Source organism: Pseudomonas sp. EA_65y_Pfl2_P78, assembly GCF_963970495.1.
GTDB lineage: Bacteria > Pseudomonadota > Gammaproteobacteria > Pseudomonadales > Pseudomonadaceae > Aquipseudomonas > Aquipseudomonas baetica_A.
Map to the genome: position 1 here is coordinate 66342 of NZ_CAXAON010000017.1, position 20816 is coordinate 87157.

Annotated in this window: 25 protein-coding genes; 15 read left to right on the forward strand and 10 right to left on the reverse strand. The window is 58.4% G+C overall.

The window, feature by feature from the left end:
* Nucleotides 1-67: 67 nt before the first annotated feature.
* On the forward strand, nt 68-1267 hold the full coding sequence (locus AACY02_RS15070; protein ID WP_339432640.1) for an MFS transporter: 1200 nt from the start codon (nt 68-70) through the stop codon (nt 1265-1267).
* On the opposite strand, the gene arfB is transcribed toward AACY02_RS15070, so the two are convergent.
* Entirely contained in the window at nt 1264-1677 is a 414-nt protein-coding gene (gene arfB / locus AACY02_RS15075; protein ID WP_221732015.1) for an alternative ribosome rescue aminoacyl-tRNA hydrolase ArfB, read from the reverse strand. The two genes, AACY02_RS15070 and arfB, sit on opposite strands and share 4 nt — an antisense overlap.
* 194 nt (nt 1678-1871) lie before the next feature.
* Here arfB and AACY02_RS15080 point away from each other — a divergent pair, with 194 nt between their 5' ends.
* The 3 genes from AACY02_RS15080 to AACY02_RS15090 are packed head-to-tail and all read left to right on the forward strand — an operon-like array spanning nt 1872 to nt 3371.
* On the forward strand, nt 1872-2357 hold the full coding sequence (locus AACY02_RS15080; RefSeq protein WP_339432641.1) for an Hcp family type VI secretion system effector: 486 nt from the start codon (nt 1872-1874) through the stop codon (nt 2355-2357).
* Complete coding sequence (locus tag AACY02_RS15085; RefSeq protein ID WP_339432642.1) at nt 2354-3073, forward strand: DUF4225 domain-containing protein; 720 nt, start codon at nt 2354-2356, stop codon at nt 3071-3073. Before AACY02_RS15080 ends, AACY02_RS15085 begins: the two co-directional genes overlap by 4 nt.
* Nucleotides 3066-3371 carry a hypothetical protein gene (locus AACY02_RS15090; RefSeq protein ID WP_339432643.1) on the forward strand — a complete coding sequence of 102 codons (306 nt, stop codon included), beginning with the start codon at nt 3066-3068 and terminating at the stop codon, nt 3369-3371. The genes AACY02_RS15085 and AACY02_RS15090 overlap by 8 nt, the downstream gene beginning before the upstream one ends.
* A gap of 226 nt (nt 3372-3597) precedes the next feature.
* Here AACY02_RS15090 and AACY02_RS15095 read toward each other — a convergent pair whose 3' ends face one another.
* Nucleotides 3598-5019, reverse strand: a complete 1422-nt coding sequence (locus tag AACY02_RS15095) for an amino acid permease (RefSeq protein WP_339432644.1) — start codon at nt 5017-5019, stop codon at nt 3598-3600.
* 893 nt (nt 5020-5912) lie between these two features.
* On the opposite strand from AACY02_RS15095, the gene AACY02_RS15100 reads away from it, so the two are divergent.
* On the forward strand, nt 5913-6050 hold the full coding sequence (locus AACY02_RS15100; protein ID WP_003222780.1) for a hypothetical protein: 138 nt from the start codon (nt 5913-5915) through the stop codon (nt 6048-6050).
* A gap of 71 nt (nt 6051-6121) precedes the next feature.
* Entirely contained in the window at nt 6122-7087 is a 966-nt protein-coding gene (locus AACY02_RS15105) for a leucyl aminopeptidase (RefSeq protein ID WP_339432645.1), read from the forward strand.
* A 119-nt stretch (nt 7088-7206) separates the two neighbouring features.
* Here the strand turns inward: AACY02_RS15105 and rluB are convergent, their stop codons facing one another.
* The 6 genes from rluB to AACY02_RS15135 all read right to left on the reverse strand — a co-directional run bounded on the left by rluB (nt 7207) and on the right by AACY02_RS15135 (nt 12120).
* On the reverse strand, nt 7207-8427 hold the full coding sequence (gene rluB / locus AACY02_RS15110) for a 23S rRNA pseudouridine(2605) synthase RluB (protein ID WP_186550794.1): 1221 nt from the start codon (nt 8425-8427) through the stop codon (nt 7207-7209).
* Between the two features lie 143 nt (nt 8428-8570).
* Nucleotides 8571-8762 carry a DUF1289 domain-containing protein gene (locus AACY02_RS15115; RefSeq protein WP_339432646.1) on the reverse strand — a complete coding sequence of 64 codons (192 nt, stop codon included), beginning with the start codon at nt 8760-8762 and terminating at the stop codon, nt 8571-8573.
* A 46-nt stretch (nt 8763-8808) separates the two neighbouring features.
* Nucleotides 8809-9780, reverse strand: a complete 972-nt coding sequence (scpB, locus tag AACY02_RS15120) for an SMC-Scp complex subunit ScpB (protein WP_339432647.1) — start codon at nt 9778-9780, stop codon at nt 8809-8811.
* Between the two features lie 11 nt (nt 9781-9791).
* Nucleotides 9792-10490 carry a segregation and condensation protein A gene (locus AACY02_RS15125; protein WP_221732046.1) on the reverse strand — a complete coding sequence of 233 codons (699 nt, stop codon included), beginning with the start codon at nt 10488-10490 and terminating at the stop codon, nt 9792-9794.
* Nucleotides 10491-10613: 123 nt separating this feature from the next.
* Entirely contained in the window at nt 10614-11243 is a 630-nt protein-coding gene (locus AACY02_RS15130; protein ID WP_221732024.1) for an L-threonylcarbamoyladenylate synthase, read from the reverse strand.
* Between the two features lie 13 nt (nt 11244-11256).
* Nucleotides 11257-12120: a PHP domain-containing protein gene (locus tag AACY02_RS15135; protein WP_339432648.1), complete on the reverse strand. Its 864-nt coding sequence runs from the start codon at nt 12118-12120 to the stop codon at nt 11257-11259.
* Between the two features lie 87 nt (nt 12121-12207).
* On the opposite strand from AACY02_RS15135, the gene AACY02_RS15140 reads away from it, so the two are divergent.
* From AACY02_RS15140 to AACY02_RS15165, 6 genes are all read left to right on the forward strand, one after another.
* Nucleotides 12208-12804: a septation protein A gene (locus AACY02_RS15140; RefSeq protein ID WP_339432649.1), complete on the forward strand. Its 597-nt coding sequence runs from the start codon at nt 12208-12210 to the stop codon at nt 12802-12804.
* Between the two features lies 1 nt (nt 12805).
* Nucleotides 12806-13105, forward strand: a complete 300-nt coding sequence (locus tag AACY02_RS15145; protein WP_025110562.1) for a YciI family protein — start codon at nt 12806-12808, stop codon at nt 13103-13105.
* A gap of 112 nt (nt 13106-13217) precedes the next feature.
* Nucleotides 13218-13628 (forward strand): translation initiation factor 2, encoded by a 411-nt coding sequence (locus AACY02_RS15150; RefSeq protein ID WP_221732027.1) that lies wholly within the window; start codon nt 13218-13220, stop codon nt 13626-13628.
* Nucleotides 13629-13635: 7 nt separating this feature from the next.
* A complete protein-coding gene (locus AACY02_RS15155; RefSeq protein WP_339432650.1) occupies nt 13636-14313 on the forward strand; it encodes a response regulator transcription factor in 678 nt (225 codons plus the stop codon).
* A gap of 125 nt (nt 14314-14438) precedes the next feature.
* Entirely contained in the window at nt 14439-14888 is a 450-nt protein-coding gene (locus AACY02_RS15160) for a Spy/CpxP family protein refolding chaperone (RefSeq protein WP_095187815.1), read from the forward strand.
* Nucleotides 14889-15066: 178 nt separating this feature from the next.
* The gene (locus tag AACY02_RS15165) at nt 15067-16407 is read left to right on the forward strand and encodes a sensor histidine kinase (protein ID WP_339432651.1); all 1341 of its coding nucleotides are present in this window, start codon (nt 15067-15069) and stop codon (nt 16405-16407) included.
* Between the two features lie 112 nt (nt 16408-16519).
* On the opposite strand, the gene AACY02_RS15170 is transcribed toward AACY02_RS15165, so the two are convergent.
* Nucleotides 16520-17086 carry a nitroreductase family protein gene (locus tag AACY02_RS15170; protein WP_339432652.1) on the reverse strand — a complete coding sequence of 189 codons (567 nt, stop codon included), beginning with the start codon at nt 17084-17086 and terminating at the stop codon, nt 16520-16522.
* Between the two features lie 121 nt (nt 17087-17207).
* Between AACY02_RS15170 and AACY02_RS15175 the strand changes: the two genes are divergently transcribed.
* A complete protein-coding gene (locus AACY02_RS15175; protein ID WP_339432653.1) occupies nt 17208-18662 on the forward strand; it encodes a TrkH family potassium uptake protein in 1455 nt (484 codons plus the stop codon).
* Here the strand turns inward: AACY02_RS15175 and AACY02_RS15180 are convergent.
* The gene (locus AACY02_RS15180) at nt 18619-19680 is read right to left on the reverse strand and encodes an AraC family transcriptional regulator (protein WP_339432654.1); all 1062 of its coding nucleotides are present in this window, start codon (nt 19678-19680) and stop codon (nt 18619-18621) included. The two genes, AACY02_RS15175 and AACY02_RS15180, sit on opposite strands and share 44 nt — an antisense overlap.
* Nucleotides 19681-19844: 164 nt before the next feature.
* On the opposite strand from AACY02_RS15180, the gene AACY02_RS15185 reads away from it, so the two are divergent.
* Together AACY02_RS15185 and AACY02_RS15190 are read left to right on the forward strand one after the other, a co-directional pair.
* Nucleotides 19845-20156: a DUF962 domain-containing protein gene (locus tag AACY02_RS15185; RefSeq protein WP_339432655.1), complete on the forward strand. Its 312-nt coding sequence runs from the start codon at nt 19845-19847 to the stop codon at nt 20154-20156.
* 25 nt (nt 20157-20181) lie between these two features.
* Nucleotides 20182-20772: an HD domain-containing protein gene (locus tag AACY02_RS15190; protein WP_339432656.1), complete on the forward strand. Its 591-nt coding sequence runs from the start codon at nt 20182-20184 to the stop codon at nt 20770-20772.
* The last annotated feature ends 44 nt before the right edge of the window (nt 20773-20816 follow it).

The window sequence follows — 20816 nt, forward strand, 5'->3', positions numbered from 1 at the left end:
CCCTGAAACGTTCGCGCCGGTATCATGAGCAGCCTATCTAATCTGCTGCTCCCGTGGACCTTTACCCATGTCGTTCTCTATGTCAGAGCCCCAGCGCCCCCTGGCGGTCACGCTGCAAGTCGTTTCCATCGTCCTCTTCACCTTTATCGGCTATCTGAACATCGGCATTCCACTCGCTGTACTGCCGGGCTACGTCCACAGCGACCTCGGTTTCGGCGCGGTAATCGCTGGCCTGGTGATCAGCGTACAGTATCTGGCCACCCTGCTCAGCCGTCCGTATGCAGGCAAGATCATCGACAACAAGGGCAGCAAGCTGGCAGTGATGTATGGCTTGGCGGGCTGTGGTTTGAGCGGTGTGTTCATGCTGATTTCGGCATGGACACCGAACATGCCGATGCTCAGCCTGATCAGCCTGTTGATCGGCCGACTGGTGCTGGGCAGCGCGGAAAGTCTGGTCGGTTCCGGCTCGATCGGCTGGGGCATTGGTCGGGTTGGCGCGGCGAACACCGCCAAAGTGATCTCGTGGAACGGCATCGCCAGCTATGGCGCGCTGGCAATTGGCGCACCGTTCGGCGTGTGGCTGGTCAGCCGTCTGGGCTTGTGGAGCATGGGGGTGAGCATCATTCTGCTGGCCGCGTTGGGCCTGTTACTGGCCTGGCCAAAAACCGCCGCGCCGATTGTCGTCGGTGAACGTCTACCATTCATGCATGTGCTGGGCCGCGTTCTCCCTCACGGCTGCGGCCTGGCGCTGGGTTCAATCGGCTTCGGTACCATCGCCACCTTCATCACCCTCTATTACGCCACTCAGCACTGGGACAACGCGGTGCTCTGCCTGAGTCTGTTCGGCGCCAGTTTCATCGGTGCGCGCCTGCTGTTCGGCAACCTGATCAATCGTCTTGGAGGCTTTCGCGTGGCGATTGCCTGCCTGTCGGTGGAAACCCTTGGCCTATTGCTGTTGTGGCTGGCACCGGATGCCCATTGGGCATTGGCCGGCGCAGCGTTGAGCGGTTTTGGTTTCTCGCTGGTATTCCCGGCGCTGGGTGTGGAAGCGGTGAATCTGGTGCCCGCGTCCAGTCGCGGCGCGGCCGTCGGCGCTTACTCGCTGTTCATCGATTTGTCGCTGGGGATCACCGGGCCATTGGCCGGCGCGATTGCGGCAGGCTTCGGTTTTGCCTCGATCTTCCTGTTTGCCGCCCTCGCCTCTCTGAGTGGATTGGCGTTGAGCGTCTATCTGTACCGTCACACCGCCAAGTATCGCGAAGACTAGAAATCCACCTTGCCACGCCCGGCCTTGATGCTGCCGCGTTTGGTTTTCGACTCAAGCCGACGCTTCTTCGAGCCAAGGGTCGGCTTGGTCGGGCGGCGTTTCTTTTCGACTTTGGTGGCGCTCAGGATCAACTCGACCAGACGCTCCAGCGCATCGGCGCGGTTGGCTTCCTGCGTACGATATTGCTGGGCCTTGATGATCAACACGCCGTCGCTGGTGATGCGACTGTCCCGCAACGCGAGCAATCGCTCCTTGTAGAAATCAGGCAAGGACGAGGCCGGAATATCGAAGCGAAGGTGCATAGCGCTGGAGACTTTGTTGACATTCTGCCCGCCGGCGCCTTGGGCACGGATGGCCGTCAATTCGATCTCGGCATCCGGCAGATGCACGTTGTTGGAAATCACCAGCATGGAAAAGCGTCCGTATTCAGAGTGCGCAGGATACCGCGAAACAGATGCCGGGCCTGAGCGAGATACATGGACGAAGGCCTGCGCACTGGAGATAGCGCCAGCCAGCAGACACCAACATGCTTTTCAGAAACGCCCTACAGAACACCTCAAGTCCTTGTAATACAATTTCAGGTCGACTAAAGGAGTGTCAAGAAATGGCCAACCACGGATATATGTCCATCACCGGTAGAACTCAAGGTTTGATTTCAGCGGGCTGCTCAAGCCCAGACTCTATTGGCAATAAATATCAGGCAGGACATACAGACGAAGTTATGGTGTTGTCTTACAGCCACAACATGGCCAATATCGAAAACATTAATAAGCCGACACACAGCCCTCTCATCATAACTAAAAACGTCGACAATTCCTCACCACTTCTCGCTCATGCACTATCAACCAGAGAAAAAATAGACTGCACGATCAACTTTTATCGCGCGTCCTCCTTTGGCATACAGGAAAAGTTTTATTCCATCTCGATTACTGGCGGTGTTATTGCCGATCTGACGCTTGAGATGCCTCACTCTATTTTGCAAAACGATGCAGAGCCGCAGGAACACCTGGCTATTCGCTATAGGGAGATCACCTGGGTACACCACTCAGCTGGAACCAGCGGCCACAGCACCTGGGGAAACGAGGCGTGAAACCAATAAGTGAATGCAAACCCGGTAGTTGCGATTATTGGCTTGTCAGTGAAGCCGCAAGAAGACTTGGAAGCCAAGCCCGCACATTAGGTGCCAGGCACATTAAGGACGGCACGCTACGCTTGCAATTTGGTCGAGAGGTTTCTTACTACGCCAAAAGCATTGTTGATGCAGTTGCACAGGGTGAAAAAAATCCCGAGCAGGCTCTAAAGGATCTCAAGAATGAACAGAGCAGCCTTCTAAGCCAGTCACTGGAGGTTGCTCAAAAAGGCGTGGGAGCAATTGCTGGAGCGCTCCAATTTGCAGCAGGCGCGGGGATCTGTTACGGCTCCGCGGGCACACTTTGTCTACTCGCAGGTACCCCTTTGATGCTTCATGGGGCGAATAACGTATATGAGAATGGGCGAAATTTGTGGGAAGATCGCTCAGATACGCAGGGGCCAGTCAGAAAAGGTTACCAAGAGGCTGCAAAACTGGTAGGCACCGGAGAGCCTGAAGGAAATATGGCATATGGAGTCGTTGATTTAGGGCTTTCCGTATATGGAGTTGCCGGTCAAGTGTTAAAGCCTGATGCATGGCGATTGTTTAGATATGTACGAGCTGATTACGTGCGCGGGTATGAAAAAGCAAGTAAATCAGCACTGTCTTTTGAGGCCATCTCAAACTCAATAACAATAAACTCAATATACAAGGAGAAAAAAAATAGTGATGAGTAGCCAACCACTTACAACAACACTATACTCACTTGTTTCTTTAGTAGCATTTTGGCTTTTTTACTCAACAGCAAAAAAAATTTCAGGACCTAATCTTAAAGCCGGAATGTTTTGGTTTTTTTTTGCATTACTCATGCTTTGGGGGGCAATACAACTTAACGTTGCTCGCTATGGCTACATCTTGTTTATCCCTTCGTCCAAAGACACTATTGAAAACAACTACATGATTCGATGGATTGCCTTTGTAAGCGCCATACTTCAAACGCTTTGCACACCGAGCAAAAAAAATCAAAACCACTGATTCTCAAGCAGTTACATTAGAAACTAATCAATCTCGTCGATCATAATTCGACAACGCTCAGGCACCACCAGTGACAATCCATACCAAGAGACCAAGACCTGCCAGAAACACAGGCCCCCTCATTGGACCAGCCGCGGCGCTCCCACAGGATCTGGTTTCACTTCAGAGCCACACTTCCAAACGACAAACCCGGCACTTGGCCGGGTTTGTCGCCTCTGCGTCTTGCTTACTTCGCGGCCGAACCCGCCGCGTGCAACGCGTGCTGAGCACTGCGCTTGTTCTTGATCACATAGCAGACCCACATGAACACGACCCACACCGGAATCGCGTACACCGAGATCTGGATACCCGGGATCAGCAGCATCACGCCGAGGATGAACGCGACGAACGCCAGGCAGATGTAGTTGCCGTACGGATACCACAGTGCCTTGAACAGCGGCGTTTGCTTCGTCTTGTTCATGTGCTGACGGAACTTGAAGTGCGAGAAGCTGATCATTGCCCAGTTGATCACCAGCGTTGCCACAACGAGCGACATCAGCAGTTCCAGCGCATGCTGCGGGATCAGGTAGTTGAGCAACACCGCCACCAGCGTCACCGCCGCCGAGGCCAGGATCGAACGCACTGGCACGCCGCGCTTGTCGATCTTCGCCAGGGCTTTGGGCGCATCACCCTGCTCGGCCATGCCCAGGAGCATGCGGCTGTTGCAGTAGGTACCACTGTTGTAAACCGACAGCGCAGCGGTCAGCACGACAAAATTGAGGATGTGGGCGGCGGTGTTGCTGCCGAGCATCGAGAACACTTGTACGAACGGGCTTCCACTGTAGGAATCGCCGTTTGCGTTGAGGGTTTCCAGCAGGCTGTCCCACGGGGTCAGCGACAGCAGGATCACCAGAGCGCCGATGTAGAAAATCAGGATCCGGTAGATCACTTGGTTGATTGCTTTCGGGATCACGGTTTTCGGTTTATCGGCCTCGGCTGCGGTGAAACCGAGCATTTCCAGGCCGCCAAACGAGAACATGATGATCGCCATGGCCATCACCAGACCACTGACACCGTTGGCAAAGAAACCACCGTGGGACCACAGGTTGCTGACCGAGGCTTGCGGGCCGCCATTACCGCTGACCAGCAGGTAGCTGCCCAACGCAATCATGCCGACGATCGCCACGACCTTGATGATCGCGAACCAGAATTCGGCCTCCCCGAATACTTTGACGTTGGCCAGGTTGATGGCGTTGATCAGCACAAAGAATGCAGCAGCAGAAACCCACGTCGGGATGTCGGGCGCCCAGTAGTGGATGTACTTGCCGACCGCCGTCAGCTCCGACATGCCCACCAGAATGTACAGAATCCAGCAGTTCCAGCCCGACAGGAAACCGGCGAAACCGCCCCAGTATTTATGCGCGAAATGGCTGAAGGAACCGGCCACCGGCTCTTCGACAATCATCTCGCCAAGCTGGCGCATGATCATGAAGGCGATGAAGCCGCAGATGGCGTAGCCGAGGATCATCGACGGCCCGGCGGATTTCAGCACCCCGGCCGAGCCGAGGAACAATCCGGTACCGATCGCGCCACCGAGGGCGATCAGTTGAATGTGGCGATTTTTCAGGCCGCGTTTCAGCTCGCCTGATTGTGAGGGTTGTCCACTCATGAAAAAGGTCTCACGCAAGGTTTGATGATGTTCAGTAGACGTTGCTGCAAGGTTGCGATTTCAAGCAGCCCCGATCAAACCCCAGCGCAGGCACCAGGAGTTCAGCTTTTTTACAACGGTCATGCGTCACCTGTTTGTTTTTATCTGTGACGAAATCGAACCCGACACGCTTGTGACGCGGCGGAGTGAACAAGGCAGATAGCCTTGAGATTTGCGCGATTACGCAGAGGGTCACAGTTAAAACGCGGCGCATTGTACACCGCTAACCCCCTGCTGCCAGACTCCGCTGGATCAGCGTGTCGGTTGCCGGGATTGCACGTGTCCGCCTCGAGTCGCAAGGGCGGCTGCAAAAAATGAGTCAGGCCGTTGCAGGCCATCGACGGGGACGAGTGGAAAACCGTCCCACGGTGAGAGGTGGAAATCAGTCACGGCGTTCATTGCGCCTCCTTGTTGTTATGCGCCTGCACGACAGGCATGGAGCGCATCTCACCCTTCAAACGCCGCTGAAACAAGCGGGCCAGAGCCTTGTGCAACACCTGACCGGGCAACGTCCGGCAGCTTTTCCTTACACGAGCGACGTGGGGGGACTTTCACTGGGTTTGGGCGCCCTTTTCGTAAATATTTCCTTACAAGGCGTAACGTAAAATTTCCAATTCAGACAATTCCGTAGGTCGCCTGCAAATTGACGGTGGCTCGCTCACTCTTGAAAAAAGCCATCTAGTTTTTTGTTTTGAAATAAGAAAAACCTCATTCAAAAACAGAATAAAAAGTTTATTTAAAAATTAAATAGATGATTTTTTGCATTACAAAAAACCCTGAACTAGGTTCTTCACGTCTTGTCGGCCAACTTGACCGGCCAGTCACAACCATGAAAGTCATCTAGGAGATCGACCATGCAAGCACTGGAAAAAGACTTGGATACCGAACTGCAACTGGACGAATGGTTTGAAGCCCCCACTCACGAAGCGGCCGTGGAAATGATGCAAGCCGACGCGGTCGTGCCGTTCGGCACGGCGATGTGGCCTCTGTAACACATCATTGGGCAGACACGATCCGGCCGATCGTGCCTGCCGCTTTTTTCACGGTCAGTCAGGGAGGACTCATGGATAAGCCACGCGCGATCTCGCATTTCCTTTACTACCTAGAACATCACCCGGCCCTCGCCGACCTCGACTCGGCGCAGATTCTGCTCGGGCACACTGCCGATTACCAAGCCCTCACCGGCGCCATCGCCGAACAGGCCGGCGAACATTCACGCTTCAGGTTCAGCGCCCGACGTCTGGACCTGGAAAGTAGCGCAGCGCTGAGTTCGGCGATTGCCGACAGCGATCTGTACATTTTCTTCTACGACTCTTCCACCCTGCCCAACCCGCGCCCCGACGGTCCGGAGTTTGTTCGCGCCCTGCAAGCGGTGATGGCGCAGAACTGGAAGAAGTCGCTGCTGTTCAAGGATTACGGCGATTATTTCTACGACACATTCAGTGTCACGCCACGGCGCATTGCCGGGCTCAATAGCCACTTGATCCAACGCATGTCCCAAGCGACGACGCTGAGTTTCAAAGACGATGAAGGCTCATGGTTCGAAGCGCCCATGAGCAGTATCAAGAAGTGGACCGACATCAACGGCGTCGGCAACTTCGATCTGGCGCCTGGCGAGATCGCCACCCACAGCGAAGCCATTAACGGTCATGTGAAGTTCAAGGGCACCTTCCTCAGCACCATTCCGTTTGCGCGCAAGTACGGGGTACTGGAATCACCGCTGGAACTGTGGATCGAGAATTCGACCATCAGCCGCATCGCCACCGATGTGCCGGGGCTGGAGCATGATTTCAACAAGTACCTGGACGCGAACCCGTCGAACCGGCGCATCGAGGAGCTGGGGATTGGCACCAACGAAGGCGTGAAAACACTGTATGCGCGCAATGCCGGGTTTGAAGAACGGCATTGTGGATTGCACCTTGGGCTTGGGGGTGGAGCCAAGGGCAGTCATCACCTGGACCTGATCTTCTCCGGTGGCGTGTTGGCGCTGGATGACAAGCCAGTGTTTGATGGACGGTTTGTGTTTTAGCCTGAAATTGATGGCACTGCTAGCGGTCTCTTCGCGGGGCAGGCACCACAACACTTTCGCCAGACAAAAAAAAACGCCAACCCTGCGGTTGGCGTTTTTCATTCAGGCGCTAAACCCGGTCACTCAGGCTTCTTGCGCCCGAAACCCGGACGCTGGCCAGAGCCGGCCGGTGCGCCGCGACGCTTGCCCGACGGCTTGTCACCGTCGACCAGTTTGATCCCTGGGCGCTTCGGCGCAGGCTTGGCCGGACGCTTGTTGGTGGTGTCCGCCGGACGATCCGCTACCGGTGTACCGCGACCGGCCGGTGCGCCACGCTCACCACGCTCGGTGCGACCGTTGGCCGGACGCGGAGCGCGCTCGCCGTCACGGGCGACTGGCTTGCGCCCCGGACGCTCGCCTTCGATCTGCGGCTCGCGGCCTGGACGCGGGCCGGTCGGCGCGCCAGCGGCTGGACGCAGGGTACGCACGCGCTCGGTCTTGGCCATCGGCCGCGACGATTTGCGCTGCATGCGTTCCAGCTTGTCTTTGCTCTTGGCATTGAGCTGTGGCATCGCTACCGGCGTCAGACCCACTTCAGCACTCAGAATGTCGACTTCGTACTGGCTCATTTCGCGCCAGCGGCCCATCGGCAGGTCGGAGTTGAGGAACACCGGGCCGAAACGCACGCGCTTCAGACGGCTGACCACCAGACCTTGCGATTCCCACAGACGACGAACCTCACGGTTACGACCTTCCATCACCACGCAGTGATACCAGTGGTTGAAGCCTTCGCCGCCTGGTGCCTGCTTGATGTCGGTGAACTTGGCAGGACCGTCTTCCAGCACCACGCCGGCCTTCAGGCGCTCGATCATTTCGTCATCGACTTCACCGCGTACACGCACGGCGTACTCACGGTCCATCTCATAGGATGGGTGCATCAGGCGGTTGGCCAGCTCACCGTCAGTGGTGAACATCAGCAGCCCGGTGGTGTTGATGTCGAGACGACCGATGTTGATCCAGCGACCTTCTTTCGGACGCGGCAGCTTGTCGAACACGGTCGGACGGCCTTCCGGGTCGTCACGGGTGCAGATCTCGCCATCGGGTTTGTTGTACATGATCACGCGGCGTACCGATTCGGCAGCCTCTTCACGCTTGATCACCTTGCCATCAATGGTGATGGCGTCGTGCATGTCGACGCGCAGGCCGAGGGTGGCGTCTTTGCCATTGACCTTGATCCGGCCCTGGCTGATCCAGGCTTCCACGTCACGGCGCGAGCCGACGCCGATACGGGCGAGGACTTTCTGCAGCTTTTCGCCTGCTGGGCCGATTTCCTGGTCGTCTTTCTGATTGATGTCACTCATCTGGGCACCTCCCGGTGTGGTCTGTTCAGGCGGCGCCTGAAGCATTGAAATCTGGGTACTTGGCCGAAGGGATCGGCGAAGGGTCGCGAATCATACGCGGATGTGGGCCATCGCGCATCAGAGACTAGCTGATCAATGCACAGTTATTTCTTTTTCCGCCGACCGGCTCCGCCAAGCTTGATCAGCCGCAGCGCGGCTTCGGCCAGGACAGCGCGTTTGTCGTCCTTGTCGAGTTTCTTCCAGGCTTTGATTTCGCGCTTGCTGCGACCGCACCCCTGACAAACATCATCGGTGAACTTGCAGAGGCTGATGCACGGGTCTTTGGTTGAGCTCATCAATCTCTCCGGGCTGAACATAGAGCCAATGGGGGAGCGGCCGTGTTCAATCCTCAAATTCGCGGCGTTCGGCTTCGATGGCTTCAGCCAAGGCTCGGGCTTCGGCTTCCTCTTCGCTCAACTCGGGTGGCGGTGCGCACTGCTCAAGGGCTGCAACGGCAGCGAGAAGTTTTTCCCGTGCTTGCGCAACACCCAGCACGTCCTCTTCAGGTACGGCTTCAGGCTCGGCTTCAAGTTCAACCTCGATAACCGGCTCGGTGATTTGCGTCTCAGGCTCAACCGGCGGCGCTTCGAAATCGGCGCCATCACGCAACAAATCATCGAAATCGGTCTTGATCCCCTCCTCCATACCGTCCAGCTCCAGCAGCAAGGTGTGGAAACTGGTTTCCTCCTTCTCCTCTTCGGGCTCGGCACTGGCGTCGGCCAGCTCCTGCAAACCCTGAGGCACCGGCGCGTCGTCAAAATCGAGTACCGGGTCGGCCTCCATCTCGCGCAGTTCGGCCAGCGGCGGCAAGTCTTCGAGGTTTTTCAGATTGAAGTGATCGAGAAACGCCTTGGTAGTGGCGAACATCGCCGGTTTGCCCGGCACGTCGCGGTAACCGACGATGCGGATCCACTCGCGTTCGATCAGGGTTTTGACGATGTTGCTGTTGACCGCCACACCGCGCACATCCTCGATCTCGCCCCGGGTGATCGGCTGGCGATAGGCAATCAGCGCGATGGTTTCCAGCAAGGCACGGGAATAACGCTGCGGGCGCTCCTCCCACAGACGGCCAACCCATGGCGAAAACTTCTCGCGGATCTGCAAGCGATAGCCCGAGGAGACTTCTTTGAGTTCGAAGGCTCGGCCATCGCAGGACTTGGCGAGCAACGCCAGGGCTTTCTTGAAGACCGGCGGCTCGGGCCGTTCGCCGTCTTCGAACAGTTCGTAGAGACGTTCAAGCGATTGCGGCTTTCCCGAGGCCAGCAGAAAGGCTTCAAGCAGGGGGGCCAGCTCGCGGGGTTCAGTCAGGTTCATGTTTGGACTCGTTATTCGGCTCGGGCTCGCACGTGGATCGCGGCGAACGGCTCATTCTGCACCAGCTCGACCAAGGATTCCTTGACCAGTTCAAGGATCGCCATAAAGGTCACCACCACACCGAGGCGACCCTCTTCGGCGGTGAACAGCTCGACAAACGGCACAAAACCGCCGCCCTTGAGCCGCTCAAGCACATCACTCATGCGTTCGCGGGTCGACAGGGCCTCGCGGCTGACCTGATGGCTTTCAAACATGTCGCCACGGCGCAAGACTTCGGCCATGCACATGAGAATTTCTTCCAGCGCCACATCAGGCAACAGCTTGCGCGCCCGAGCCTGCGGGGCGTCGAGCTTGGGCACCACAACATCACGGCCAACCCGGCTCAAGCCGTCGATGCCTTCGGCGGCAGCCTTGAAGCGCTCGTACTCCTGCAAGCGGCGGATCAGTTCGGCACGCGGATCGTCTTCTTCGTCTTCGACGGTCTCGGCCCGCGGCAGGAGCATGCGCGACTTGATCTCGGCGAGCATCGCGGCCATCACCAGATACTCGGCGGCCAGTTCCAGGCGCACCGACTGCATCAGCTCGACATAGCCCATGTACTGCCGGGTGATTTCCGCCACCGGGATGTCGAGGATGTTGATGTTCTGTTTGCGGATCAGGTACAGCAGCAGGTCGAGTGGGCCTTCAAAGGCTTCAAGGAACACTTCCAGCGCATCTGGCGGGATGTAAAGGTCCAGCGGCATTTCCATGACCGCCTGGCCATAGACCATCGCAAACGGCAGTTCCTGCTGGGCGCCGGCCTGGGGATCGACAACGGTTTGCACTGCGGACATTCAGGCCTCGACCATGAACGGCGCGGGATCGCCGCAACCGACGCGGATCACTTCCGGATCGTCGCCGGTCAGGTCGATCACGGTGGAGGCCTTGATGCCGCCGAAACCACCGTCGATGATCAGGTCCACTTGATGTTCGAGTAACTGGCGCATTTCGTAAGGATCGCTGAGCGGATCTTCATCGCCCGGCATGATCAGGGTCACGCTCATCAACGGCTCGCCCAGTTCGGCCAGCAGTGCCAACGCAATCGGTTGGCTCGGTACGCGCAGGCCGATGGTGCGTTTCTTCGGATGCAGCAGCAGCCGGGGCACTTCCCGGGTGGCGTTGAGAATAAAGGTGTAGGGGCCCGGCAGGTGCGCCTTGAGAATACGGAAAATGCCAGTGTCGATCTTGGCATAGTTGCCCAATTGCGACAGATCGCTGCAGATCAGTGCGAAGTTGTGCTTTTCGTCAAGCTGGCGCAGGCGTCGAACGCGCTCAATGGCGGTTTTGTCGCCAATTCGGCAACCGATCGCGTAGGAAGAATCCGTGGGATAAATCACCACCCCGCCTTTGCGGATGATCTCGACCGCCTGTTTGATCAGGCGCGCTTGCGGGTTTTCCGGATGTATCTGGAAAAATTGACTCACATTCTCTACCTGTTCAGACGGCGGCAATAGCTGTGTCATGTTTGAACCGACACCACAGGGGTGGAAGGTCCTCGGGAACCGGCCGGTACTGGCCGATCTCGGACCAGCCACCAGGGCCATGGAAGTCACTGCCAGCGCTGACCAGCAGACCGAACTCACGGGCAAGGATTGCCAGGCTGCCCACCTGTTCCGCAGGCTGATGGCCATTGACCACCTCGATCGCATGCCCGCCTGCTTGAATATAGTCGGCAATCAGCTTTCGGCGCTTGCTGCGGGTGAAATCGTAGTGCCACGGATGCGCCAGGCTGACCCAGGCATTGGCGGCGCGCAACGTGTCGACAGTGTCTTCCAGCGTCGGCCAGTGCAACTTGACGTCACCCAACTTGCCAGCGCCGAGCCACTTGCGAAATGCTTCGGCGCGATCCTTTACAAACCCTTCACGCACCATCCAGTCAGCAAAATGCGGACGAGCCGGCGCGTTCCCGCTATCGCCCAGCTCCTGCTGGATCTGTCGGGCACCATCGAGGGCGCCAGGCATCCCCTTGAGCGCGAGCTTGCGGCTTATTTCTTCCGACCGCAGCCAGCGGCCATCGTGCAATTTGGCGATGGCCTCGACCAGTGGAGCGGCGTTGACGTCGAAACCGTAGCCCAACACATGGATGGTCGCGCCGCCCCAGGTGCAGGAGAGTTCGACGCCGTTGACCAGTTGCATGCCCAATTCATTGGCGGCCGCGCGCGCTTCGGCGAGGCCTTCAAGGGTGTCGTGGTCGGTCAACGCCAGGACTCGCACGCCGTTTTCGAACGCACGTGCAACCAGAACCGCTGGCGCCAATGCGCCATCGGAGGCCGTGCTATGGCAGTGCAAATCAACATTCACGGGGAGTTGTAACCTCAAATCAGCTGGCGCTATCGCGCGCCCATATGTTTGTTATTATGCCGCCACATCCAGCTTCTGGCTCTCACTGTGAAACAATTCATCGATTTCATCCCGCTTCTGCTGTTCTTCATCGTTTACAAACTCGATCCGCGGGTCGTCGACCTCGCTGGCCATGAAGTGACTGTAGGCGGTATTTACAGCGCCACCGCCATGCTGATCATCAGCTCCCTGGTGGTATACGGTGTGCTTTTCATCAAACAGCGCAAGCTGGAAAAGAGCCAATGGCTGACCCTGATCGCCTGCCTCGTGTTCGGCAGCCTGACCCTGGCCTTCCACAGCGAAACCGTCCTCAAATGGAAAGCCCCGGTGGTCAACTGGCTGTTCGCCGCGGCCTTCATCGGTAGCCATTTCATCGGCGACCGTTTGCTGATCAAACGCATCATGGGTCACGCGCTGACCTTGCCGGAACCGATCTGGACCCGCCTGAACATCGCATGGATCGTCTTTTTACTGTTCTGCGGGGCCGCCAACCTGTTCGTCGCCTTTACCTTCCAGAGCATCTGGGTGGACTTCAAGGTGTTCGGCAGCCTGGGCATGACCTTGGTGTTCCTGCTCGCACAATTTATTTACCTGTCCCGTCATATGCACGACGCCGATACCAAAACACCAAAAACCGAGGACTGACATGCTCTACGCAATCATTGCCACCGACGTCGCCAACTCTCTTGAAGCTCGCCTGGCCGCGCGCCCTGCACACCTGGAGCGCCTGCAAGTGCTCAAGGGCGAAGGCCGTATCGTACTGGCCGGCCCGCACCCGGCCGTCGACAGCAATGATCCGGGCGCAGCGGGTTTCACTGGCAGCCTGATCGTCGCGGAATTCGACTCCCTGAGCGCCGCGCAAGCCTGGGCCGATGCCGATCCGTATATCGCCGCCGGCGTCTACGCCAGTGTGATCGTCAAGCCGTTCAAGCAAGTCCTCCCGTAGTTCTTCCCCCCCACGCGATGAACCTTGTCGGTTCATCGCGTTCTCAATCGCTCATTATTCTCGTTCGTCTGCCGACAACCTGCCCAATATCCATTTGGAAACAGGTGTCGCGATGCGCAAGGGTCCGTTGTGTCTGATGTGGGTCACGTTGTCGATCATGGCGCCCGCCCACGGTGAGGAAACCACCGAAGGCGGCAGCTCCACGCCATTGTCGTTAAGTGCTGGCAGCCAGATCACCGAGTTGCAACAGCGCCTCAAGGCCAGCGAGCAACAGCGAGAAATACTGAGCAAACAACTGCAAAATGCCGACAACGAACGCGAAAGCGCTCAGCTCGCCCGGTTGCGCCAGGAGAATCAGCGTCTCAAGCTGCAACTCAGGGAAGCCCAGGCCAGTCCGCTGCCGCGGATGCTGACCGAGCAGCAGCAGTGGTTCATTACCGGAGGTGGGGTAGCGCTATTGGCACTGCTCTGCGGTATCTTTGCCAGTGGTGCAAGCCGAAAACGTCGGCAATGGCTAAATTGAGTGAGTCATGAGCGAGCTGTTACTTATTGATGATGATCAGGAGCTGTGCGAGCTCCTGAGCAGTTGGCTGAGCCAGGAAGGCTTCCAGGTGCGTGCCTGCCACGATGGCCAGAGCGCTCGCAAGGCCTTGGCCGAAACCGCCCCGGCGGCGGTAGTGCTGGACGTGATGTTGCCCGATGGCAGCGGTCTGGAATTGCTCAAGCAACTGCGCAACGATCACGCTGATCTACCGGTCTTGATGCTCTCGGCAAGGGGCGAGCCGCTGGATCGCATCCTCGGCCTGGAACTGGGCGCCGACGATTACCTGGCCAAACCCTGCGATCCGCGCGAACTGACTGCCCGCTTGCGCGCCGTGTTGCGGCGCAGTCACCCGGCCGCCGTGTCGACTCAGCTTGAGCTGGGCGACCTGAGCTTTAGCCCGGTACGTGGCGTGGTCAGCATCGACGAGAAAGAACTGACCCTCACCGTCTCCGAAAGCCGCTTGCTCGAAGCCTTGCTCAAGCAGCCCGGTGAACCGCTGGACAAACAGGAACTGGCGCAACTGGCCCTCGGCCGCAAGCTGACCCTGTATGACCGCAGCCTCGACATGCACGTCAGCAACCTGCGCAGAAAGATCGGCCCGCACCCCGACGGCCGCCCGCGCATCGTGGCCCTGCGTAGCCGCGGTTATTACTACAGCCTGTAGGATTTGTCAGGTCAGCGCGAGAGCGTCTTTACCCAAGCTTTACGTAGCGCTGACCGCCGCTGACCTTGATCTCCGTAATCTGAACTCATCCGGAACGTACCGGGAACGAGACAAGGAGATACACCATGCGCAAGACTCTTATCGCTCTGATGTTCGCTGCCGCTCTGCCAACTGTCGCCATGGCCATGCCGCAAGACGGTGGCCCGATGGGTGGTCCGCTCGATGGCCCACGCCACGGCGGTCAGATGCACGGCATGCACGGCAAAGGCCCGTACAGCCAACTCGACCTGTCCCGCGAACAGCGCGAACAGATCCGCAAGATCATGGGCGAGCAGATGCACGAGCGTAAGCAAGTGGTCGACAAATACCTGGAAAAACTCTCGCCGGCTGACCAGAAAGCCATGAAAGACGAGATGGCGGCCAACCACAAGAAAGCCGAATCCGACGTCCGCGCCGTGTTGAAACCGGATCAACAGAAGAAATTCGACGAAATCCAGAAAAAACAAGCCGAACGTCGCGCAGAATGGGCTGAATTCAAGGCCTGGAAAGCGCAACAGCCGCAAAAGGCGCAATAATGCAGTAACCCACGATCCGACGGCCAACACCGTCGGGTCTGTTGCCACTCAATTCAAATGTGGGAGCGGGCTTGCTCGCGAAGAGGGATTATCAGTCGACATCCTCAGTGACTGATCCACCGTATTCGCGAGCAAGCCCGCTCCCACATGGGCATTGCGTCTGTTCTGAGGATTTTCTGTGCGTTCATTGTTCTGGCGTATTCTCGCGAGCTTCTGGCTGGCCATCGCTCTGGTTGCCGGGCTGTCCATTCTGCTGGGGCACATGCTCAATCAGGACGCGTGGATCCTCAGTCGTCATCCCGGGCTTAACACCCTCGCCGCTGAATGGACGCAGCGCTACGAAGCCCAAGGCGAAGACGCCGCCCAGAAGATCCTCGAACAACGCAAACGTCAGTACCACATCGACGTTCAGGTGCTGAACGAGACCGGCGACCCGGTAGTGCGCGGCACCTTCCCCCGCCGCGCGGCCGCTTTCGAAGCCCGGCAAAATAGCGATGACCGACGCCTGCCGTGGCGGCGTCTGACCGACGAATTCACCAGTGACAAAACCGGTGACACGTACCTGTTCATCTACCGTATTCCACACCCGGAACTCGATGCCTGGCACCGCGAAAGCCTGCTCTGGCCCCTGAGCGCGCTGGGTATCGCGCTGGTAGTGCTGACCCTGTTCAGCCTGTTGGTGACCTTCTCCATCACCCGTCCGCTCAGCCGTTTGCGCGTCGCGGTACACGATCTGGGGCAGACCACCTATCAACAGAACAGCCTTGCCAAACTGGCCAACCGTCGTGACGAGTTCGGCGTACTCGCCAATGACTTCAACCGCATGGGCGCCCGCCTGCAAAGCTTGATCGGCAGCCAGCGCCAATTGCTGCGCGATGTGTCCCACGAACTGCGCTCACCGCTGGCACGGCTACGCATTGCGCTGGCACTGGCTGAGCGGGCCAATCCTGAAGAACGGGAAAAACTCTGGCCACGCCTGACCCGCGAGTGTGATCGGCTGGAAGCGTTGATCAGTGAAATCCTGGTACTGGCGCGGGTCGATGCCGACAACGCCAGCGCTGAAGACGTCGACCTGAATGCTCTGCTTGGCGCCCTGCACAAAGATGCGCAACTCAGCTCGCCAGAGCAGGCCGTACGCCTTGACGCCGAACCACAACTCCACCTCAAAGGTTGGCCAACCATGATCGAACGCGCCGTCGATAACCTGCTGCGTAACGCGCAACGGTTCAACCCGGTGGGTCAGCCGATCGAGATCCAGGCCTCGCGTCAGGGCGAGCGGATGGTGGTGAGTGTGCGTGATCACGGGCCGGGGGTGCAGGCCGAGCATTTGACTCAATTGGGTGAGCCGTTTTATCGAGCGCCGGGACAGACGGCGGCGGGACATGGATTAGGGTTGGCGATTGCCAAACGTGCAGCGGAGCGCCATGGCGGGAATCTGACCCTGGCCAACCATCCTGAGGGCGGGTTTATTGCCAGTCTGGAATTGCCGTTGGTGCCGGGAGCCGTGGTGCAACCCTGATCAAAACGGTGGAAGCGGGCGTGCTCGCGAAGGCGTCAGGCCATTCAACAACGATGTTGAATGACACGCCGCTTTCGCGAGCAAGCCCGCTCACCTATTGGCGTTCGGGGTATCAGGCCTTGCCCGGCCAGGCGCTGACAAACTGCGCAAGATCAACCTTCTCCGCTACACGCGGCTCTTTCTGCGGCGTGCCAAGGTACAGGAACGCGATCACCTCTTCCCCCTCAGCCAGACCCAGGCCTTGGGCGACGTGTTTCGAATACGCCAGATCGCCCGTACGCCACACCGCACCAATCCCCTGCGCGTAAGCCGCCAGCAAAATCCCGTGAGCCGCGCACCCCGCCGCCAGCATCTGCTCGGCCTTGGGATACTTGATGTGCGCCTGCAACTTCGCGATCACCACAACCACCAGCGGCGCACGCAGCGGGCCATTGCGCGCCTTGTCGATCATCGCGTCAGTGACTTCGCCTTCCTGCATTTGCGCAGCCTCGGCCAGCAACTCGCCCATCTGCTCGCGCGCCGGGCCTTCGACCGTCAAAAAGCGATACGGCTGCAAGTGCCCGTGATCCGGTGCACGCAGAGCGGCGCCAAACAGGGCTTCTCGCTGCTGCGCCGTCGGGGCCGGTTCGACCAGTCGTGGAACGGAAACACGGTTGAGCAAAGCGTCGAGAGCCTGCATCGGCCACCTCCTGAAAAAAATGTGCGGCTATTCTAGCTTCATCTGCCATCGGGATGCCGGTTTACATGCCCTGCCCCGCAGGTAGAATGGCGCCCTTCACACTACAGCCCGAGCGGACTTCATGGCGTTGCCGACCTTACGGATCATTGGTTTCATCATCGGCATCTTCCTGATCACGCTGGCCGTTGCCATGGTCGTGCCCATGGCCACCCTGATGATTTTCGAACGCACCAGCGACCTGCCGTCGTTCCTCTGGGCGAGCATGATCACCTTCGTCTCCGGCCTTGCGCTGGTGATTCCCGGCAGGCCGGAACACATTCATCTGCGTCCAAGGGACATGTACCTGCTGACCGTCAGCAGTTGGCTGGTGGTGTGCATCTTCGCTGCGCTGCCGTTTCTGCTGACGCAGCACATCAGCTATACCGACTCGTTTTTCGAAAGCATGTCCGGCATCACCGCCACCGGCGCGACCGTGCTTAGCGGTCTGGACACCATGTCTCCCGGCATCCTGATCTGGCGCTCACTGCTGCACTGGCTCGGCGGTATCGGTTTCATTGGTATGGCGGTAGCGATTCTGCCGCTGCTGCGCATCGGTGGCATGCGGCTGTTCCAGACCGAATCCTCGGACCGCTCGGAAAAGGTCATGCCCCGCTCGCACATGGTGGCGCGGTTGATCGTGGCCGCCTACGTCGGCATCACCGTTCTCGGTAGTCTGGCGTTATGGTGGGCCGGCATGAGCCCGTTCGATGCGATCAACCATGCCATGTCGGCGATCTCGACAGGCGGGTTCTCGACCTCCGATCAATCCCTGGCGAAATGGACGCAACCCGCCGTTCATTGGGTCGTGGTGGTGATCATGATCCTCGGCAGTCTGCCGTTCACGCTGTATGTGGCGACATTGCGCGGCAACCGCCGGGCACTGATCAAGGATCAGCAGGTGCAAGGTTTGCTCGGGATGTTGCTGGTGACCTGGCTGGTGCTCGCGACCTGGTACTGGTGGACCACCAACCTGCACTGGCTGGAAGCATTGCGGCATGTGGCGCTGAACGTGACGTCGGTGGTGACCACCACCGGTTTTGCCCTCGGCGACTACAGCCTGTGGGGCAATTTCTCGCTGATGCTGTTTTTCTATCTGGGTTTTGTCGGCGGTTGTTCCGGGTCGACGGCGGGCGGGATCAAGATTTTCCGTTTCCAGGTCGCCTACATTCTGCTCAAGGCCAACCTTAACCAGTTGATTCACCCGCGTGCGGTGATCAAGCAGAAGTACAACGGTCACCGCCTCGACGAAGAAATCGTGCGTTCGATTCTGACCTTTTCGTTCTTCTTCGCCATCACCATCTGCGTGATCGCCCTGCTGCTGTCGCTGCTGGGTGTCGACTGGATGACAGCGTTGACCGGCGCGGCCAGTACCGTGTCCGGCGTTGGCCCCGGCCTTGGCGAAACCATCGGCCCGGCGGGCAACTTTGCGACGCTGCCGGATGCGGCCAAGTGGATTCTTTCGTTCGGCATGCTGCTCGGCCGACTGGAGATCATCACGGTGTTTGTGCTGTGTATTCCGGCTTTTTGGCGTCACTGACCGCATTCGGCGCTTGCAACAGCCGCGCCCGGTAATCGCCGGGCGTAGTGTCGAACCAGCGGCGGAACGCGCGGAAGAAGTTGCTCGGATCGGCGAACCCCAACAGGTAGGCGATTTCCAGCAGGGTCATGCTCGGCTGCGCCAGATACTGCTCGGCCAGTTCGCGGCGGGTATCGTCGAGCAATTGCTGAAAACTCGTGCCCTCCTCCTGCAACCGACGCTGCAAAGTGCGCTGCGACAAGTGCAAGGTCTGTGCGACGGTATCGCGCTTGGGTTCGCCCTGAGGCAGCAAACGGCACAGCACCTGGCGCGCCTTGTGGGTCACGCGGCTTTCGGAAAAGCGTGCCAGATATTCCCCGGCAAACCGGTCGTGCAACAGCGCCATCGCCTCGTTGGCGGTGGGCAGTGGCGCCTCCATGTCGGCACGTTCGAAGATCAGCGCATCGTACGGCGCGTTGAACATCAGCGGCGCATGGAAGGCTTGTTTGTAGGGTTGCAGATCAGCCGGTTGATCGCCCTGCACCAGTACTTTGACCGGGTGCAGCGTGCGCCCGCTCAGCCAGCCACACAGGGCCAAGGCACAGGCCAGCGAAGCTTCGGCGCTTTGCCGGGTCGGCGGCAGATGATCGCCGTGCACGGTCAGAATCAGCGCATAACCGTCTTCAAGCAAACGAAAACTCAGGTCGGCACTTTCGGCGATGATGCGCTGATAACGCACCAATCGCTGAAAACCTTCGGCCAGGGTATTACTCGACATCAGCGCATAACCGGCGACATGAAACGAGGCCGGCCGCACCACTTTGCCCATGTTCAGGCCAATCGCCGGGTTACCGGACAGCTCGACTGCCCGTTGCCAGAGTCGAGTCATGGAATCTTGCGGGAAGCGCGCATCCGGATCATCCAGGGCGGTGTAATCAAGCCCCAGTTGCTTGAACAGAACCCGGCAATCCAGGCCGTCCATCTCCAATGCTTTGACAATCCCCATCGCCCAGCTTGCAGAAGTCGTTCGTTCGCTCATGGCGTTTTTCTTTTACATGATGGGCCGCCTGTTACGGCCTGATTTGCGAAGGATACTAAAGTGGCGCCGATTGTCACTGGCCCCCCTCCATGATCACTCTAGACTCAAATAGGCTACCCGCAGAACAACTCGTCGCCAGAACAATAACCACAGAGATAGCGGTCGTGGAAAACATCAAACGTTTCAACAACTTCGCCGAGTTCTATCCGTACTACCTCAGCGAACACAACAACAGCACCTGTCGTCGCCTGCATTTCATCGGCACGACACTGGTGATTTTTATTCTCGCGCTGACCATCGCCAAAGGTGCATGGCTACTGTTACTGGCCCTGCCGCTGGCTGGATACGGCTTTGCCTGGGCCGGGCATTTCTTCTTTGAAAAGAACCGCCCGGCGACGTTTCAACATCCGTTCTACAGCCTGCTTGGCGATTTCGTCATGTACCGCGACATGATTCTGGGGCGCGTGGCGTTCTGAAAAAAAGAAACATTGAGGATGGCCGATGAACGACAACGCGCGCTTCACCCATATGAAGGACGGCACGCAGGAAGACTGGGCGATCATCGCTGCGGATTTCAGTGCCTACGCCAGACAGTTGCCGTCACGGATCATGACGCACCTGAAATTGCTCGAAGGTGACTTCGGCGGTTTTCCGGTGGATCGCCTGACGCATTCGCTGCAAACCGCGACCCGCGCCTTTCGTGACGGATGTGAGGAGGAATACGTGGTGTGCGCGTTGTTACATGACATCGGTGACACCCTCGGCTCTTACAACCATCCGGACATTGCGGCAGCGATTCTCAAGCCGTTCGTCAGTGCCGAGAACCTGTGGATGGTCGAAAAGCACGGGGTGTTCCAGGGCTACTACTTCTTTCATCACCTGGGCATGGATCGACACCTGCGCGAGCAGTTCAAGGAGCATCCGCAGTTTCAGGCAACCGCCGAATTCTGCGCCAAGTACGATGCGCCTGCATTCGACCCTGCGTATGACACCCTGCCGCTCAGCTTCTTCGAACCGATGATGGCGCGGTTGTTCGCCGAGCCGAAGCACTCGATTTACAAGGCCGCGATGCAAGAACAGGCATCAGTCTGAGAACACCACAAACCGGTGTGGGAGCACACTCGCTCCCACATGGT

Bases quoted from the DNA above. Each gene is read 5' to 3' on its own strand.
- arfB (WP_221732015.1), bottom strand. From the start codon at position 1,677: ATGCTGGTGATTTCCAACAACGTGCATCTGCCGGATGCCGAGATCGAA.
- AACY02_RS15115 (WP_339432646.1), bottom strand. From the start codon at position 8,762: ATGAGCTCAACCAAAGACCCGTGCATCAGCCTCTGCAAGTTCACCGAT.
- AACY02_RS15150 (WP_221732027.1), top strand. From the start codon at position 13,218: ATGCGCAAGGGTCCGTTGTGTCTGATGTGGGTCACGTTGTCGATCATG.
- AACY02_RS15145 (WP_025110562.1), top strand. From the start codon at position 12,806: ATGCTCTACGCAATCATTGCCACCGACGTCGCCAACTCTCTTGAAGCT.
- AACY02_RS15155 (WP_339432650.1), top strand. From the start codon at position 13,636: ATGAGCGAGCTGTTACTTATTGATGATGATCAGGAGCTGTGCGAGCTC.
- AACY02_RS15105 (WP_339432645.1), top strand. From the start codon at position 6,122: ATGGATAAGCCACGCGCGATCTCGCATTTCCTTTACTACCTAGAACAT.
- AACY02_RS15070 (WP_339432640.1), top strand. From the start codon at position 68: ATGTCGTTCTCTATGTCAGAGCCCCAGCGCCCCCTGGCGGTCACGCTG.
- scpB (WP_339432647.1), bottom strand. From the start codon at position 9,780: ATGAACCTGACTGAACCCCGCGAGCTGGCCCCCCTGCTTGAAGCCTTT.
- AACY02_RS15175 (WP_339432653.1), top strand. From the start codon at position 17,208: ATGGCGTTGCCGACCTTACGGATCATTGGTTTCATCATCGGCATCTTC.
- AACY02_RS15100 (WP_003222780.1), top strand. From the start codon at position 5,913: ATGCAAGCACTGGAAAAAGACTTGGATACCGAACTGCAACTGGACGAA.
- AACY02_RS15170 (WP_339432652.1), bottom strand. From the start codon at position 17,086: ATGCAGGCTCTCGACGCTTTGCTCAACCGTGTTTCCGTTCCACGACTG.
- AACY02_RS15090 (WP_339432643.1), top strand. From the start codon at position 3,066: ATGAGTAGCCAACCACTTACAACAACACTATACTCACTTGTTTCTTTA.
- AACY02_RS15190 (WP_339432656.1), top strand. From the start codon at position 20,182: ATGAACGACAACGCGCGCTTCACCCATATGAAGGACGGCACGCAGGAA.
- AACY02_RS15080 (WP_339432641.1), top strand. From the start codon at position 1,872: ATGGCCAACCACGGATATATGTCCATCACCGGTAGAACTCAAGGTTTG.
- AACY02_RS15160 (WP_095187815.1), top strand. From the start codon at position 14,439: ATGCGCAAGACTCTTATCGCTCTGATGTTCGCTGCCGCTCTGCCAACT.
- AACY02_RS15095 (WP_339432644.1), bottom strand. From the start codon at position 5,019: ATGAGTGGACAACCCTCACAATCAGGCGAGCTGAAACGCGGCCTGAAA.
- AACY02_RS15180 (WP_339432654.1), bottom strand. From the start codon at position 19,680: ATGAGCGAACGAACGACTTCTGCAAGCTGGGCGATGGGGATTGTCAAA.
- rluB (WP_186550794.1), bottom strand. From the start codon at position 8,427: ATGAGTGACATCAATCAGAAAGACGACCAGGAAATCGGCCCAGCAGGC.